General features: G+C 66.6%; 17 protein-coding genes and 1 pseudogene. 9 read left to right on the forward strand and 9 right to left on the reverse strand.

Translation table 11 applies throughout. From position 1 onward, the window contains the following. Positions 1-147: 147 nt before the first annotated feature. Positions 148-819 carry a phosphate signaling complex protein PhoU gene (gene phoU, locus TX76_RS01735; RefSeq protein WP_049898641.1) on the reverse strand — a complete coding sequence of 224 codons (672 nt, stop codon included), beginning with the start codon at positions 817-819 and terminating at the stop codon, positions 148-150. A 256-nt stretch (positions 820-1,075) separates the two neighbouring features. On the opposite strand from phoU, the gene TX76_RS01740 reads away from it, so the two are divergent. Beyond that, entirely contained in the window at positions 1,076-2,071 is a 996-nt protein-coding gene (locus tag TX76_RS01740; RefSeq protein WP_049898643.1) for a phosphate signaling complex PhoU family protein, read from the forward strand. A gap of 537 nt (positions 2,072-2,608) precedes the next feature. On the opposite strand, the gene TX76_RS01745 is transcribed toward TX76_RS01740, so the two are convergent. Continuing rightward, positions 2,609-2,980: a 30S ribosomal protein S8e gene (locus tag TX76_RS01745; RefSeq protein ID WP_049898644.1), complete on the reverse strand. Its 372-nt coding sequence runs from the start codon at positions 2,978-2,980 to the stop codon at positions 2,609-2,611. Between the two features lie 82 nt (positions 2,981-3,062). On the opposite strand from TX76_RS01745, the gene TX76_RS01750 reads away from it, so the two are divergent. Further along, positions 3,063-3,515 carry a DUF2240 family protein gene (locus TX76_RS01750; protein ID WP_049898645.1) on the forward strand — a complete coding sequence of 151 codons (453 nt, stop codon included), beginning with the start codon at positions 3,063-3,065 and terminating at the stop codon, positions 3,513-3,515. Position 3,516: 1 nt separating this feature from the next. Here TX76_RS01750 and TX76_RS01755 read toward each other — a convergent pair whose 3' ends face one another. Then, positions 3,517-4,173 (reverse strand): HAD family hydrolase, encoded by a 657-nt coding sequence (locus TX76_RS01755; RefSeq protein WP_049898646.1) that lies wholly within the window; start codon positions 4,171-4,173, stop codon positions 3,517-3,519. A gap of 80 nt (positions 4,174-4,253) precedes the next feature. Here TX76_RS01755 and pyrF point away from each other — a divergent pair, with 80 nt between their 5' ends. The 4 genes from pyrF to TX76_RS01775 all read left to right on the forward strand — a co-directional run bounded on the left by pyrF (position 4,254) and on the right by TX76_RS01775 (position 7,843). Further along, positions 4,254-5,075: an orotidine-5'-phosphate decarboxylase gene (pyrF, locus tag TX76_RS01760; RefSeq protein WP_049898648.1), complete on the forward strand. Its 822-nt coding sequence runs from the start codon at positions 4,254-4,256 to the stop codon at positions 5,073-5,075. A gap of 249 nt (positions 5,076-5,324) precedes the next feature. Then, positions 5,325-5,720, forward strand: coding sequence for a hypothetical protein (locus TX76_RS01765; RefSeq protein WP_079890720.1), 396 nt, complete (start codon positions 5,325-5,327; stop codon positions 5,718-5,720). Positions 5,721-5,771: 51 nt separating this feature from the next. After that, positions 5,772-6,860 (forward strand): hypothetical protein, encoded by a 1,089-nt coding sequence (locus tag TX76_RS01770; RefSeq protein WP_049898649.1) that lies wholly within the window; start codon positions 5,772-5,774, stop codon positions 6,858-6,860. Positions 6,861-6,982: 122 nt separating this feature from the next. Further along, a complete protein-coding gene (locus TX76_RS01775) occupies positions 6,983-7,843 on the forward strand; it encodes a formate/nitrite transporter family protein (protein WP_049898650.1) in 861 nt (286 codons plus the stop codon). Positions 7,844-7,951: 108 nt separating this feature from the next. On the opposite strand, the gene TX76_RS18240 is transcribed toward TX76_RS01775, so the two are convergent. Continuing rightward, positions 7,952-8,218 carry a hypothetical protein gene (locus TX76_RS18240; RefSeq protein WP_228842292.1) on the reverse strand — a complete coding sequence of 89 codons (267 nt, stop codon included), beginning with the start codon at positions 8,216-8,218 and terminating at the stop codon, positions 7,952-7,954. Between the two features lie 129 nt (positions 8,219-8,347). Here TX76_RS18240 and TX76_RS18480 point away from each other — a divergent pair. Beyond that, positions 8,348-8,440 (forward strand): annotated as a pseudogene (locus TX76_RS18480) (hypothetical protein); the annotation flags it as partial. A 71-nt stretch (positions 8,441-8,511) separates the two neighbouring features. Next, positions 8,512-9,213, forward strand: a complete 702-nt coding sequence (locus TX76_RS01780) for a DUF389 domain-containing protein (protein WP_267462352.1) — start codon at positions 8,512-8,514, stop codon at positions 9,211-9,213. A gap of 96 nt (positions 9,214-9,309) precedes the next feature. Here the strand turns inward: TX76_RS01780 and TX76_RS01785 are convergent, their stop codons facing one another. From TX76_RS01785 to pyrH, 5 genes are all read right to left on the reverse strand, one after another. Continuing rightward, entirely contained in the window at positions 9,310-9,834 is a 525-nt protein-coding gene (locus TX76_RS01785) for an HPP family protein (RefSeq protein ID WP_049898651.1), read from the reverse strand. Between the two features lie 94 nt (positions 9,835-9,928). Further along, the gene (locus TX76_RS01790) at positions 9,929-10,351 is read right to left on the reverse strand and encodes a universal stress protein (RefSeq protein ID WP_049898652.1); all 423 of its coding nucleotides are present in this window, start codon (positions 10,349-10,351) and stop codon (positions 9,929-9,931) included. Positions 10,352-10,397: 46 nt separating this feature from the next. Further along, positions 10,398-12,176, reverse strand: coding sequence for a site-2 protease family protein (locus TX76_RS01795; RefSeq protein WP_049898926.1), 1,779 nt, complete (start codon positions 12,174-12,176; stop codon positions 10,398-10,400). A 105-nt stretch (positions 12,177-12,281) separates the two neighbouring features. After that, positions 12,282-14,030, reverse strand: coding sequence for a lysine--tRNA ligase (lysS, locus tag TX76_RS01800; protein WP_049898653.1), 1,749 nt, complete (start codon positions 14,028-14,030; stop codon positions 12,282-12,284). After that, entirely contained in the window at positions 14,023-14,739 is a 717-nt protein-coding gene (gene pyrH, locus TX76_RS01805) for a UMP kinase (protein WP_049898655.1), read from the reverse strand. Before pyrH ends, lysS begins: the two co-directional genes overlap by 8 nt. Positions 14,740-14,821: 82 nt before the next feature. Here pyrH and TX76_RS01810 point away from each other — a divergent pair, with 82 nt between their 5' ends. Continuing rightward, on the forward strand, positions 14,822-15,649 hold the full coding sequence (locus tag TX76_RS01810) for a molybdopterin synthase (RefSeq protein ID WP_049898656.1): 828 nt from the start codon (positions 14,822-14,824) through the stop codon (positions 15,647-15,649). Positions 15,650-15,809: the final 160 nt, after the last annotated feature.

Genomic DNA, 15,809 nt, shown 5'->3' on the forward strand with positions numbered 1-15,809 from the left:
TGGATGGTCGCGGAGAGCGTCAGCAGTTCTACCGCGAGCGAACGGAGTGAGCGAGCGGGAGTTTTTCATGAACGTTTTTGCAAGCGGGGGTCGCGCGAGCGACCGCAGGAAGCGAGCGCGATCCCCCCGCAGTAAAAAGGTTCGGGTTCAATAGATGAGCTCGTCGTCGTTCTCGACCATGTAGAGCGTCCGTGCGGAGATGTTGACCGCGTGATCGCCGATGCGTTCGAGATCGCGGATCGTCAGCAGGAGTCGCGACACGTCGGCCATCATCTGGTCGACGGTCTCGCCGGCGTCGAGTTCGGTCTCGATCAGATCCCGGACGACGACGCTCGACGCGCGCTCACAGCGGTCGTCGAGGTCGTCGTCGCGGGCGTCGATGGCGTAGCAGGCGTCGACGTCCTCCTCGGCGTAGGCGGTCATGGCGTTCTCGACCATCTCGACGGTGAAATCGCCGATCCCCTGGACGTCGACCTCGGGGAAGACGTCGCGTTCGGCCTGGAGGGTGTACTCGCCGAGGTTGGTGGCGAGATCCGCGATGCGTTCGAGATCGGTGATGATCTTGAACGAGGAGGCGATGAAGCGGAGATCGCCCGCGACCGGCTGCTGGAGCGCGAACAGGTCGATACAGCTGCCTTCGAGATCGAGGTACATCCGGTTGATCTCGGCGTCACCCTCGATGACCTCCCGCGCGGTCGTCTCGTCCTTGCTGGCGAGCGCGTCGAGTCCCAGCCGGAGGCGTTCGAGAACGATCTCGCTCATGTAGAGCACGTCCTCGCGGAGATCGTCGAGTTGCTCTTGGTAGCTTTCGCGGGGCATGATCCCCCGTCGGTCCGTCCACGTAATGTACTCTTCGACGGGTACGACGCCGAATATAGGTTCCCATACAGACGGCTATATATTTGTCTACAGTACTATGTCTCCGTCGTTCCCGTCCTTCGCACAGCAGACGACGAATCCATCGTTCGCGTCGTCGATCGGGAACGTGTCCGTCTTCGGTCGAGTATCTCCATCGTATCGCGCTTGCTATATATTTTTGCGTAGTTTTATTGTCGGGGGAGGCCAAGCGACGGACATGGAGACGCGCAAGGTCCAGGTCACGGGTGGGTCGACCTACACCGTGTCGTTGCCGAAGTCGTGGGCGACGGACAACGGCGTCAGCGCCGGGAGCGAAGTCGAGTTCTACCCCGAGGACGAGTCGCTGTTGCTCGCCCCCCGGACCGAGGAGACCACGGCCGAGGGAACGCTCGACGTCACCGACCTCGAAGGACCGGAACTCACGCGCGCGGTCGTGATGATGTACGTCAACGGATTCGACGTCATCACCCTCGAGACCGCGAGCGTCGACGCCGCCCAGCGCCGGACCATCCGCGAGGCGACGCAGGGGCTCGTGGGGCTCGAAGTCATCGAGGAGACCTCCGAACGGGTGAGCCTCCAGGATCTCCTCGACTCCTCCGAGCTCTCGATCCACAACGCCATCACCCGGATGCGCCTGGTCTCGCTCACCATGCTCGCGGACGCGGTCGAGGCGCTCCGGGCGGGGGACCCCGACCTCGCGGCCGACGTGATCGAGCGCGACGACGACGTCGATCGGCTGTGGTACATGACCGCGCGGGTGTTCCGGAGCGCGCTCAGGGATCCGGGTGCGGCGACCGACATCGGGCTGTCGCGCGAGACGTGCTTCGACTACCACTCGGCCGCACGCCAGCTCGAACGCGTCGCCGACCACGCGACCAAGATCGCCGAGGTCGTGACCGACGTCGAGGGTGTCTCCGAGGACGTCGGCGAGGCGCTCGACGCACTTCACGGGGGGGCAGCGGACGTGGTCGAGACCGCGATGGACGCGCTGCTCGCCGAGAGCGACGACGACGCACTCCGACTCGCGAACGACGCGATGACCGCGATCGACGACATCGACGAGCGCGCCCGCGAGGTCGATGGCCTGCTTCGAGACCGCGACCCCGAACGCTCCCAGCGGCTCGGCCTCGTCGTGGACTCGCTCTCCAGAAGCGCCGATTATGGAGGAAACATCGCCGAAACCGCGATGCAGAAGGCCGCACCGCAGCCGTAACCGCCCCCACCTTTTGCTACGGTCGCTCGTTCGCTTCGCTCACTCGCTCCTGCTCACGGGTCGCTCTGCTCCCCGTTCACTCATCCGGCGGCGCTTCACTACGTTCGCGCTGTCCGCCGCTCGCAAAATGTGGATCAAAAGCCTCCTCCTTCCCTGTGGTCAGTCGTCGGCCCGCTCACTCGCCTGCGGCTCGTTCGCGGTAGAACCACTATCTCCGCAACCGCCCCGCACAGCACCACCGAAGCCCTCGCCGCGCGCTCACTCCGTTCGCTATCTCGCTCCCTGCGGTCGGCCACCTCTCCTCGTAAAAACCTCGACTAAAAACACCCGCTCACTCGTGTCTTCGGCACTCGTTCGCGGTACCATCACTGGCGCTCTCCGCAGCCGCACAGCACCGCCGAAGCCCTCGCTCGCTCCGCTCGCTCGCCCTTCATCCACCAGGAGAGCACGCTCTCCTGAGCCCTGCGTTCGCGCCGCGAACACGGGACGCCAGGACCGCCACCGCCCCGCCGGTGGCCGGCGAGCAAAAACGGCGGGCTACTCTTCGAGAACGGCGTTGACCTGGCCGTCCTGGCCGGGCCGGGAGGTCACGCGCGCGAGCCCTTCGCTCGTCTCGATCAACGCGCCCCTGGTCACGATGTTCCGGCGGACGTAGTTCGGGTTCGCGGGGTTCTCCGCGACGCCCTCGATCGTCGCGTGGGTGGTGCCGTCGTCGGTCGCGACGCTCGCGCTGTCGGTCGATATCGCGCGGACCTTCTCGGTGTTGCCGCGCGCGTCGACGGTCTTCAGGGCTCGATCGCCGACCTCGGTTTCGGTCGCCTCGCTGCCGAGTTCGTGTTTTCGTTTGCCGCGGATCGGGCGTCGTCGTCCGCCGGTACGCTTCCGGACCGAGCGTCCCTGGTCTTTCATACCCGAACACCGACGAGCGCGCTACTTGAATCGATCGATGCCGCACCGTCAGGTTTAGGCGAATCCCCGTCCGCGCTCCGTCGTGAGTCTCCGGAGTGCGGTCGCGGCACCGTTCGTCGGCCGGGGCGAGCCATCCCTCGCCGAGAGCGAGTTCGTGGTCGCGCTCTCGCTCGACCGGAACTGGTTCTCGCCGGACCAGGCCACCCGCCTCGCCGACGTTGCGGTCGGCGAAGGACTGCTCGATCGCACCGACGACGGTCTCGTGCCCACGTTCGATCCCGAGGCCGTGACGATCCCCGAGGAGTTCGTCCCGAGCGAGGAGCTCCTCCAGCAGCGCTCGACGTTCGAACGGGTGCTCGACGCGGTCGTGGCCGAGGGGATCGAGAAGCGCGAGGCGGTCGCGGCGATCAACCGTCTCCAGGGATCGCTCGGCGTCACCGTCGAGGCCGCCGCCGTGCTGTACGCCCGACGCCACGAGGTCGACGTGAGCGACGCGGCCGAGCGCGCGCTCGACGACCTCGACGCCGGTCAGTAACTCAGTCGAGATCCGCGACGATCCCGGGGAGGCGGTCGGCGAGGGCGTCGCGTTCGATCGCGGCGTCGGCCTCGGGTGACGCCGCCCCGTCGTCGAGAACCTGAACCGCGCGAAGACCGGCAGCACGCGCACCGTCGATGTCGAGTTCGGCGCTGTCGCCGACGTAGACCGTCTCGTCGGCGGTCGTGCCGAGCGCGTCGAGTTCGGCCCGGAACGCACGCGCGTCCGGCTTGCCGGCGTCGAGCGAGCCCGTGATCACGACGGCGTCGAACAGGTCCCCCCAGCCGAGCGCGTCGATCTTTGCCTGCTGGGCGCACACCGGCCCGTCGGTCAACAGTCCGACGCGGTACTCCTCGCGGAGCCCCCTGACGAGCGCCTCGGCCCCTGCGACCGGCACGAGCGCGTCGGTGATCGCGTCGCGGTAGGTGTCCGCGAGTTCGCTCGCCGAGGCGTCGGTGTCGTGATCGGCGAGGAGGTCGTCGAAGATGGGTTCGCGGGTCCGGTTGGTGAGGTTCCGGCGGTGGGCGTCGAGGTAGGCCTCTCTGGAGAGAGAGGGGCCGTCGACCGCCGCACTCGCCTCGTCGAGCAGCGCCTGGCGGTCGCGTTCGGGGATCGCGAGGGTGTAATCGAGATCGAACGCGACCGCCCTGATGGCCATAGCACTCAGTAAAGCGCTTCCCACATGAGTGTGGCGAGACGAACCCGAAAAACCTTGCTCGGGCGCGAACAGCGGGACGTATGGGATTTTTTGACCGACTCGCCGCCCGGATCGACGCGGTCGACAGCGTGCTCTCGGTGGGACTCGACCCCGACCCCGACCGACTCCCCGACCATCTCGCCGACCACGACCTGCCGCGCTGGGCGTTCAACCGCCGGATCATCGACGCGACACACGACCACGCCGCGTGCTACAAGCCGAACGCCGCGTTCTACGAGGACCCCGACGGCTGGCGCGCGCTCCGCGAGACCGTGGCCTACGCCCATGGCAAGGACGTTCCAGTACTGCTGGACGCGAAACGCGCCGACATCGGCAACACCGCGCGTCAGTACGCGACCCACCTCGATGATAGTGCAGGCGACCACGCGGCCGACGGAACGGCCGCCGACGCGATCACCGTCAACCCCTACCTCGGCCGGGATTCGCTCGAACCGTTCCTCTCCCGGGAGGCGGGCGTGTTCGTGCTCTGCCGGACCTCGAACCCCGGCGGGGCGGACCTTCAGAACTGCGAGCTCGCGGACGGCGAGCGCCTCTACGAGCGGGTCGCTCGGCTCGCCGAGGGCTGGAACGAGCGCGGCAACGTCGGCCTCGTCGTGGGTGCGACCGCACCCGACGAACTCGAATCGGTGCGCGAACTCGTCCCCGACCTTCCCTTTCTCGTCCCCGGGATCGGCGCTCAGGGCGGCGACATGGAGGCTGCGATCGAGTACGGCCTCACCGACGGCGTCGGGCTCGTGAACTCCTCGCGCGGGATCGTCTTCGCCGGCGAGGGCGAGTCGTTTGCGGGGGCGGCGGGCGAGGCAGCGAAGCGACTCAAACGCCGGTTGAACGAGTACCGATAGACGGGTCCGTTCGCGGACCGTACCGCGGTCCCCGCGACGACCGGAGTGTTCGGCAAGCGGTGTGGCGAAGCGGCGCTTGCTTTGGCAAGCAGACGTTACACCACCACGACACTGTTAAGTAGACCCGAGTTATGTTGCTCCCGCGCTCCGAGTACCAATGAACGAACGAAAGTCGAGCGATCGGACGTGTGATCTGGCCACGCTGGCGGACGCGTCGATTCGATCGGACGCATCGCCCGGGAGAACCGCGTGAGCGACGGGTCCCGCCGTCGTGTTCTCGTGGCCACGATGGTCGTTTGCAGTCTGGCGTTCGGCGGCTGTCTCACGCTCGATCCATCGATCACGGCGAACACGGACGATTCGGCCGTCTTCGAGAGCCTCTCGGTTAGCGAGTCGTGGGCCAGCCAGCGGACCCGGGCGAAAGCAACCCTCAGGTCCAGTCCAGAAGCCGGAAACGTCTCACAGATCACCGTCGTCACGGCGAGCGGCACGAGCTTCTCGACCGTCAATCTCGATCCCGGACAGACGAGCGTAGTTTTGGAACTCCCGGCGAACCGGAACGCGACGCTCGTCGCCACCGATACGGTGAACGGCACCACCATCGAAAAACTGAACGTCACCACCGGCGGTGACAAATTGCTATGATCGTATTCTGGACACAGTTGGGTCTGTATGGAACTGATAAGGGGGCCGCGGATGAGTGACTCGACGACCGACTCGGAGAGCGTCACGCGACCGGCCGATACGATGCGCGAGCGCGTCGGCGAGAGCCGACTGAAGATATGGTTTCTCATCACCGCGAACCGGTGGATCGTCACGGGGGTGTTCTTGCTGCTGGCGTACGTGACGCTCCTCGTGCTCCACGTGTTCGGGCCGAGTTCGGTACGGAAGATCGTCACCACGAGCGCCGTGTCGTCGCTGTTCGGGTCGGTCATCATCGCGCTCATCACGAGCATCACGCTCGTGCTCTCGATCTCCCAGTTCGTGCTCACCGAGGAGATCGGCCCGCTCGGCGAGCAACGCGACAAGATGCGAAACGAAACCAAGTTCCGTAACGATGTCGAGGAGACCGCGGGCATCGAGGTCGCGCCGGCCGAACCCTCCCGATTTCTCAGAACGCTCATCGAGACGGCGGATACGTACGCACGAGAACTGCGGGATACTGTCAGCGAAGAAGCCGACGACGAGGAGGGATTGGCGGAGATCGAAAGCTACGCCGACGGACTCTTGGAACACAGTCAGGAGGTGACCAGCGAGCTGGAAAACGTCGATTTCGGTTCGTTCGATGTCCTGTTGCCCGTTCTCAACTACAACTACTCGTGGAAGATCTTCGCCGCGCGCAACCTCCGGGAGAAGTACGCCGACTCGCTGTCGGACGAGGCCGACGAGATCTTCGACGAACTCATCGAGTCGCTGCGGTTTTTCGGCCCGGCGCGCGAGCACTTCAAGACGCTATACGTCCAGTGGGAGATCATCAACATCTCGCGGGGCGTGCTCTACGGCGCGATGCCGGCGCTGGCGATCGCCGCCTACATGATACTCTCCTTCGACGCTGCGCGGCTGTTCGGCTCCGCGGTGTTCGGGATCGACACCGCCTTTCTCTTTGTCAGCGCGATGTACGTGCTCACGCTCACCCCCTTTGCCGTGGTGCTCGCCTACGTCGTCCGGGTGCTCACGGTCATCAAGCGAACGCTGGCGATCGGCCCGTTCGTGCTCCGAGAAACCGAACAGCTGTACTCGGCGCGCTACGAAGAGCTGTCCGAAATCGAAGGCGGGGAGGAGTGATTCCGTGATCCGAAACGGATTCCGGAGCTCGAACCGGCGACCGCGAGCGTACATCGGAATCGAGGAAACGAATCAGACCGTTCGAACGACCGACGGCCGAACGAACGGCGGAGTCGGTTGACATGGCCGAGGACGAGGAAACCACCGAGGAGACGAGTACGCCGGAACCGACCCTCGCCGCCCGGCAGATACTGGGCCGCGAACTCGAAATCGCGGTCAAACAGATCAACCGCCCGTTGAGCGGGCTGTTCATCTCCGCGGTCGCGGCCGGCCTCAACGTGAGTTTCGGGGCCCTGATGATGGGAATGACGCTGACCTTCTCGGGTGGGTTCGAATCGGCGCTCGTCCAGCGATTCGTACTAGCGAACGTCTCCACCGTTGGGTTTGTCATCGTCATCATCGGCCAGACCGAACTGTTCACCGCCCACACGACGCTGGGCGTGTTGCCCGTCATCGACCGCCGTGCCTCGGTCGCCGATCTCGGTCAGCTCTGGGGCGTAGTTCTGGTCGGCAACTTGATCGGGTGTGCAGCCTTCGCCGGGTTCATCGCCGTCGCCGGACCGCCGCTCGGAATCGTCACGCCCGAAGCGGCCGGGATGCTCGCCGACGCGTTGCTGGGGCTGCCGTGGTGGGCGATCCTCCTAAGCGGCGTCATCGCGGGCTGGCTGATGGGGTTGACGACGTGGCTCGTCGCCGCCGGCCGCGATACGGTCGGGCAGGTGCTCCTCATCTGGATGGTCACGGGAGTGATCGGGTTCGGCCCGTTCCACCACGCGCTCCTCGGGACGACGGAGTTGCTCTCGGCGATGTTCAGGGGGCAGGGTGTCACACTCGCCCAGTTCGGACACTTCCTTCTCTGGACGACGGTCGGCAACGCCGTCGGCGGGTCGGTGTTCGTCGCGTTGCTCAACTACGGCCAGGCGATCAAGGCGGGCGACCCCGGTGACGTCGAGGTGGATCCCGAAACACTCGACGAATCGTGAAGCACCGGGACCGTTTCGAAGACGTCGATCACGGAATCAGTATATGTATGCGGTCGCCGCCTGTCGAATAGTTTGATGCGTCTTATACAGGTTCGCGTTACCAACGAGTCACGCGAGAGCGTGCTCGACGCGCTCGACGACGCGAACGCCGATTACGTCATCGCCGACGAGGCGGCGGGCAACGACGCCTCGATCGTCTACTTTCCGACCCCGGCCGGCGCGGTCGAGGGGATGCTCGACGACCTCTCCGAAGCGGGCCTCGACGATGACGCCTTTACCATCGTCACCGAGATCGAGACCGCCACGACGCCACATTTCGACGAACTGGAGGGGCGCTACACGCAGGGCCCCGAAGACGAGATCGGCCTCTCGCACGCGGAGCTGCGAACCAAGGCACAGGAACTCACGCCCGAGACGACGATGTTCGTCGTCTTCGGCGTGCTCAGCGCGGCCCTCGCCACGGCGGGTCTCCTGCTCAACTCCGCCATCGTCGTCGTCGGGTCGATGGTGGTCTCTCCGCTCACCGGCTCTGCGCTTTCCGCAAGTGTCGGCGTCGTGGGTGGCGACCTGCGCTCGACCGCGAAAAGTCTCCGGTCACAGCTCCTCGGCGTCGCCATCGCCATCGTCAGCGCCACGATCGCGGCGTTCGTCTTTCGTGGGGGTATCTCGTGTCGCCCACGGTCGACGTCGGCCGGATCTCGGTGGTCGGAAGTTTCTCGACGCCGACGTTGCTCACGCTCGTCATCGCGGTCGTTGCCGGGGCCGCGGGCGCGCTCGCTCTTGCGACCGATCTTCCGGTGGCGATCGCCGGCGTCGCGGTTGCGGCGGCGATCGTCCCGGCCGCCGCCGCGGTCGGTATCGGCGTCGTCTGGTCCCAGCCGCTGCTGGCGCTCGGCGCGTTCGCGTTGCTCCTCGTGAATGTCGTGTTCATCAACCTCACCGCTCTCGTCGCTCTCTTCGGCTTCGGCTATCGGCCCAGCAACCTCGGTGGCTTTTCGGAAAGCCTCTCGTTCACGCCGCAGACGGTCATTTCGACCGTAGCGACCGTTGCCCTCGTCGTCCTCGTCGTCGCGGTGTTGTTCAGTACCTACCAGTACTTCCTGTTCGGACAGACGGTCAATCGGAACGTGGACGAGGTGCTCGCCCAGCCGGAGTACTCGGACCTCGAACTCGCGTCGGTCTCGACCGAGTACGGCGCTGCGGGCCTGCTCGGTCGGGAGGGGTCTGTCACTGTGGTCGTGGCGCGAACCGCCGGGCAACAGTATCCACAGCTACCGGAACGACTCCGAAACAGGATCGCCGCCGAGACGAACAGAGCAGTCACAGTCGAGGTCCGGTTCATCGAGTATCGACGGGTCGGGGCGGGATAAGCGAACCACAGCTGACACCGCCGGTAGTGGTCCGCAGTGACTCTTTCGGTAGGGATAGTGGCCGTCGGCAACCAATCGTCCGTCGGAGCCGACACATCAATCCGATCGGGAACGGTCCGTCACGATCCCGCCGACCCGCTCGGTCAGCCCGTCGTACAGGAGGATCGCCTCCTGAACCGCGACGAGAACGACCACGGCGGCGACGATCAGCGTCCCTTGAAAGAACGTTGGCAACAACCCGAGCGCGACGATCAGCGTCGTCGCACACGCTGGCGGATGCCGGACGCGGAACTGGAGCATCGCTGTGACGGTCAAGACGATCGCCACAGCGCCGCTGACTGCGAGCCTGAGTCCAGCGGCCGAAAACGGGACGATCTCGCTCGTCACGACGATCCCGCTCGCAAAGAGGTGATAGCTCACCAACCCGGCGACGACACCGAGGACGTGACTCCCGATCACCCGTCGAGGATCGCTCGCCTCGCTTTCGGGGAAGGTCGCAAGCACGAATGCCGAGGGACCAAGGCTCGGGAACAGCGCCGGCAGCCCGGTCACCCACGCGACCCCACCCACGACGGCGACGAGCAGTCCCGTGTGGAGGCTCGTGGCGATCCGATCGTCCATCACCGGACGTTCGGCGTGTGGCCCTAAAACGCCGCGGATCACGACCGTCCAGCCCTACCGAGCAGGAGCACGACAACCTGCCATCGGAAAAGAGTCAGGGAACGACCGTGACCGGAACGGACGCATCCTGGACGACCGTCCCCGCCACGCTCCCGAGGAGGACGCGCGAGACGCCGGAGCGTCCACGGCTCCCCATCACGATCGCGTCGACGTCGTGCTCCTCGGCGAACGCGACGATCGCCTCGGCGGGACGCCCCTCGACGAGCGCCGTATCGAGGGTCGTGCCGTGTTCGCTCGCCAGTTCGCCGGCGGCATCGAACAGCGTCTCGGCTGGCGTCCCGGTGGCATCGGCGTCGTCCGCCGTGGCGTCAGCCGAGCGCTCGCCGTAGCCGGCTCCCGCAGGATCGACGACGTTCATCACCGTGACGTCGGCATCCGGGAACCGTTCGAGCGCGTGTTCGAGGCCGGGCCACGAGTGTGCCGAATCGGTCAGCGGGACCAGGACTCGCCCGTTCATACCCGGTGGAGGGGTGACCCGTCCATAAGCGTGCGGCCGTCCTGCATCAGCCCGCGAGCACCGTCGGTCCGAAGATCATGATCGCGAGCGCGCCGAGCATCGCGAGCGTCACGGCGGTCGTCACTGCACCGGTGAGCGCCTCGCGCCCGCCGATCGGGAGCCGCGAGACCACCGCCTCGGTGCTTGCCCGGAGGATGTGTCCGCCGTCGAGCGGAAAGGACGGGATGCAGTTGAACAGCCCGAGATTCACGTTGATCCAGCCGGTCCAGAACAGCACGTTCGCGAGACCGAACACGCCACCGCCGAGGAACGACAGCGGCCCCGTCACTGTGAAGTACTGACGAACCGGACCGACGAAGCCCGCGAAGCTGACGAGGCCACCGCCTCCCGGGACCGCACTCGCAAAGGGCAGCGTGATCACCGCGAGGAACCGGGCGATCAGCGAACCGCCCAGCCCACCGGCTCCGCCCGCTCCGTCGCCACCGTCACCGCCGAGCAACCCGAGGTACTGCGAGGCGGGATACGATCGAACGCCGAAGTCGTCGACGGCGATCCCGGTCGTACCTGGTGCGATCCGAACCCCCAGGAACCCGCTTCCAGTGTCGGGGTTCTCACCGAGTCGGACCGAGTAGTTCTCGGCTTCGCCACCGACGATCGCCTCGACGCGAACCGCCTCGTCAGGTTCCGTCCCAGCGAGGGCGGTGCCCAACGCCGACCGGTTCTCCGTGCGCTCGCCCGCGAGGCGAGTGACGACCACCGACTCGCCGGCCAGCCCGTCGCTCGCGTTCGCGAACGGGCCATCGGGCGTCACGGTCGTGGCCGCCCCGACCGGCATCGTGACCGTTCCGTTGTCGGTGGCGAGCCGTGCCGTCGATCGGTTTTCGAGTGCCGTGTGGAACCCACGCTCGGTGCCGACGGCCGTACCGTTGACCGCCTCGATCGTCGTCCCGGTGGCGAGCGGACCGCCTTCGATCGCGCTGGTGACGACGACCGACCGCTGTACCGTGGTAGTGTTGCCGTCCTGTAGCGAGACCTCGACCGTGCGGTTCGCGTCGGCGAGCGCGGCGTCGAACTCGCTCGCGTTCGCCACCTGCTGTCCGTCGACTTGGGTGATGACGTCGCCGCGATCGATGTCAGCGTCGGCCGCGGGGGTGCCGTTGAGCGCGCCGCCGACGGGGACACCCGGCGCGACCGCGATCGACCCCACTACCGGGCCGAACAGCAGCGCGAACGCGATCACGGTGATCGCGAAGTTGTTGGTAACGCCCGCCGCGAACATCCGGGTGCGGCCCCCGCGGTCGGCGCGCGCCTGACTCTCCTCGTCGGGTTCGACGAACGCGCCCATCGGAATCACCGCGAGCAGCGCGAGCCCCATCGAGTCGATGTCGATGTCCTCGACCCGACAGAGCAGTCCGTGGCCGCCCTCGTGAACCACCAGTCCAACGAGGAGACCGAGCACGATCTCGGGGGCGACCGAGAGCGGGAGGAACTGGTTGACCCCGGGGATCACCAGCGCGTCCTGAGGCTGGGTGATGACCGTCGACTCGGGCTGGTTGAAGATCCTGACGGCACTCAGAAGCACCGCGGCGAAGGAGCCGACCATCACCACCAGCGCGATCCCGACGCCGACGTTGGCCCACGCCCGCCAGAGCCGCTTCGGTCCCGCGAGCCAGTCGAGAAAGCGCTTCCCGCGCTGGGTGTGGATCGTCGTGATCGGACCCGACACCCGGACCGAGTTCGGCAGGATTCCCCACGACTGGAGCGCCGTCGCGACGAGGGTGTAGGCGAGGAGACCCGAGAGCACCCACACCAGCGTGCTAACCATCACCCGTTCTGCGGTCCTCGCGGCCATGAGGGTTTGGTTTGCCCGGCGGCGACTCACGGAATCAGCTGCCCATCGCGTCGTCGAATGGCGAACTGACGGGACGGCTTACGCCTCGCGCCGGAGACGACGAACCACGAACGCGCGGTCGAGATCGGCGAGGAACGTGCCGAGCTGCGGTCCCTGGTCGGTGTCGAAGAAGAGCCGGTAGCCAGCGGCGAACAGCTCACCCGGATCGAGATCGTGGTCCCGCGCGGTCTCGAAGATCTCGCTCTGGATCGCCTCGCCGGCGTGACCCGCTTCGACGAAATCGGCGAGGTCGTCGAGCGCGGCCTCGGTGGCGGCGTCGAACTCCGTGGCAGGGAGGTCGGCGGCGAGGCGGTAGTTGTAGGCGTTGTCGACGCGCTCGGCCCAGGTGCGCGCGCCACGGACTCGCGCGAGCGCGTCCGCGACGGCTTCCTCGGAGGCGTCCGTGGGAATGTGATCCTCACGACGCGCCATCTTCTCGCGGAGTTCGGCGTCGTCGGTCATCCCGAGCACGGCGGCGAAGGTGTACGGAAGCCGGAGCCGTGGCTCCGCGTTGTCGCCGACAACTGCCGGGTAGGCAACCTCGACGGTCTCCCTCGATCGGGCCTCGGTTCCCGATTCGTCGAAGTACGCCCGCTCGAAGCGGTCGAACTCGTCGACAAGCTGATCGACCCGCTCGACCGAGAAGTCCCGCGCCGTGCTCGGGTCCTTGGTGAAGAAGTACCGGAGCACCTCGGGTTCGATCAGTTCGAGCACCTCCTGGACCATGATGACGTGGCCCGCTGAGGACGAGAACGCCTCGCCGTCGAGCGTGAACCACTCGTAGGCCATCGGGACTGGAGGAACGTCGCCGAGGACGTTCCGGGCGATGTCGGCCCCGCTCGGCCACGAGCCCTCGGCGTGGTCCTTCCCGAACGGCTCGAAGTCCACGTCCAGCACCTGCCACTGGGCGGGCCACTCGAAGCGCCACGGGAGTTTTCCCTCGCGGAAGGTCGCAGTTCCCTCGTGGCCGCAGCCCTCGATGATCCGATCGCCGGCCTCGACGTCAGTACAGACGTACTCGACAGTTTCAGCGTCGAGATCAACGCTTTGGACGGCGTCCGTCTCGGTGACGTGGCCACACTCGGCGCAGATAGGCCGGAAGGGAACGTAGTCGTCGTCGACCTTGTCCTGGTACTTCGCGAGCACGCTCCGTGCCTGCTCGCGGTGTTCGAGGAGGTGGTGAATCACGTCGTCGAACGCACCCGACTCGTAGAGTTCGGTGTTCGAGACCGTCTCGACGGGGACGTCGAGCAGGTCGGCGCTCCGCTCGATGAGGTTCGAGAAGTGCGCGCCGTAGGAATCACAGCAGCCAAAGGGGTCGGGAATCGCGGTGTAGGGCTTGCCGAGATTGCGACCGAGCGCGCCGGCGTCGACCTCGCCGAGGCCGACGACGTTGCCGTCGAGGTCGGCGAGCTTGCGGGGAACCTTCCGAAGCGGATCGCGGTCGTCGGCGGTGAACACCTGCCGAACCGTGTGTCCCCGTTCACGGGTCACTCCGTTCCCCGTTCGCGTATCTGGCGGCTCTCCCTCCGGTCGCGCCGCCCGCCGCTCACGCAACGCCTCCGCCACGAAGTACCCCCGCGCGATCTCGTTCATGTTCCCGAGGTGGGGCACCCCCGACGGCGAGATCCCACCCTTGATGACGATTGGATCGTCGGGGCCACGTTCGAGGATTCGCTCCGCAACCGATACAGCCCAAAAGTCGTGTGACTGCGAGCCGCTGAGGACGTACGGATCGTCGATAGTGGTGTCCGCCATTTCGCGGTCAGTCGGCCCGTCGTCAGTCATCCATCGCCCAGTAGGTGGGTTCGTCCGCGGCTTGGGGAATGATGTCGGTGCCGTCGTGGCTGCCGGAGTCGACGACCTCCGCGACTCGGTCGGGATCGGTACCGTCGAGGACCACGGTCCGCACGCCCGAGCGCTCGATGATCTTCGCCGCGAGCAGGTCGACTGGCGCGCTCGCACCGGCGGTCATCTCGATGTCGGCGATCACGTCGACGAGCTCGGTGGCCGAGAGCTCCTCGAACCGGTGTGCGCCGTCGTCCTCTGCGGGATCGGCGTCGAACACGCCCGGAACGCTGGTGGCATAGACGAGGAGATCCGCGCCGGCGTACTCCGCGAGCGCGGCGCTCACCGCGTCGGTGGTCTGACCCGGTGCGACGCCGCCCATGACCGCGATCTCGCCGCGCCTGAGCGCTGCGCCCGCAGTCTCGTAGTCCCGTGCGGGGCGGGTCGCCGCGCGCTCCGAGAGTGCCGCGATCAGGAGGCGGGCATTGAGCCGGGTGGTGTCGACCCCCAACTGATCGAGTTCGATCTCGTTCGCGCCGAGCTCGCGGGCGGTGTGGATGTACTCTCGCGCGACGGTGCCGCCGCCGACGACCGCACCGACGGTGTGGCCCGCTTCGACGAGGTTCTCGATGACGGCGGCGTGCGCGCCGACGCGTTCGGGGTCTCTGGGTGCGAGAACGCTCCCGCCGAGCGAGAGAACGAGTTTCATTGCTGCCGGATTGCCCGGACGCACGCATAAGGGTTATCAACGCCGTCGAAGGGTACAAGCACATTGCGGCCCCCTTTCGGCTATGAAGGCTCTCGCTGTCGTCGGTGCCTCGGAAACGGGGAAGACGACGCTGATCGAGCGGCTCGTCGACCGTCTCGACGAGCGCGGCTCGGTCGCCACGATCAAACACCTCGATCACGCGCCCGACATCGACACCCGCGGCAAGGATACCGCTCGCCACCGCGCCGCGGGCGCAGCGGTCACCTACGGCGTCGACGACGAGGCCTGGTTCGCCACCGGCGACGCGTGCGATCTCGACGAGATCCTCGACGACCTCGTCCCCGATCACGACTACGCGATCGTCGAAGGCTTTTCGGGCCGCCACCTCCCGGCGGTGGTCCTCGGCGACCGCGACCACGCCGGCCGCGAACTCGCGGCGGCCACGGACGCCGACGGGGTCGATCTCGATGCGGTGTGTGCGGCGATCGGGGATCTCGAACCCCGCGTCACGCTCGAGTCGCTGGTCGAGAAGGTCAAATCCGCCCCAAACGCGGACCGCTCGGGCGCGATCGCCACCTTCACCGGTCGCGTCCGGACGAGGGACGCCGACGACGACGCGCCGACCGAACACCTCGAGTTCGAGACCTACGAGGGCGTCGCCGAGGAGCGCCTCGCGGCCATCATCGCCGATCTCGAAGCCCGTGAGGGTGTCCAGCGCGTGCTCGCCCACCACCGCACGGGTGTCATCACGTCGGGCGAGGACATCGTGTTCGTGGTGGTGCTCGCGGGCCACCGCGAGGAGGCGTTCGCGGCCGTCTCGGACGGCATCGACCGGCTCAAGGACGAAGTCCCGATCTTCAAGAAGGAGATCACGGCCGACGAGCAGTTCTGGCTCCACGAGCGCGCGTGAGCCACCGCGGCGCATACCACCGAACGACAACCGGCAATAATGACCGGAAAACGGCCGGGAGAATCGTGTGACGCGCTCTCGATCGGCGCGCAGCGACGAACAGCTACAGAAGAAACGACGAACGCAGCGCGGACGATAAAACGTCTCGTGATCTCTCGAA

It is taken from the genome of Halococcus agarilyticus (genome assembly GCF_000334895.1).
GTDB classification, from domain to species: domain Archaea; phylum Halobacteriota; class Halobacteria; order Halobacteriales; family Halococcaceae; genus Halococcus; species Halococcus agarilyticus.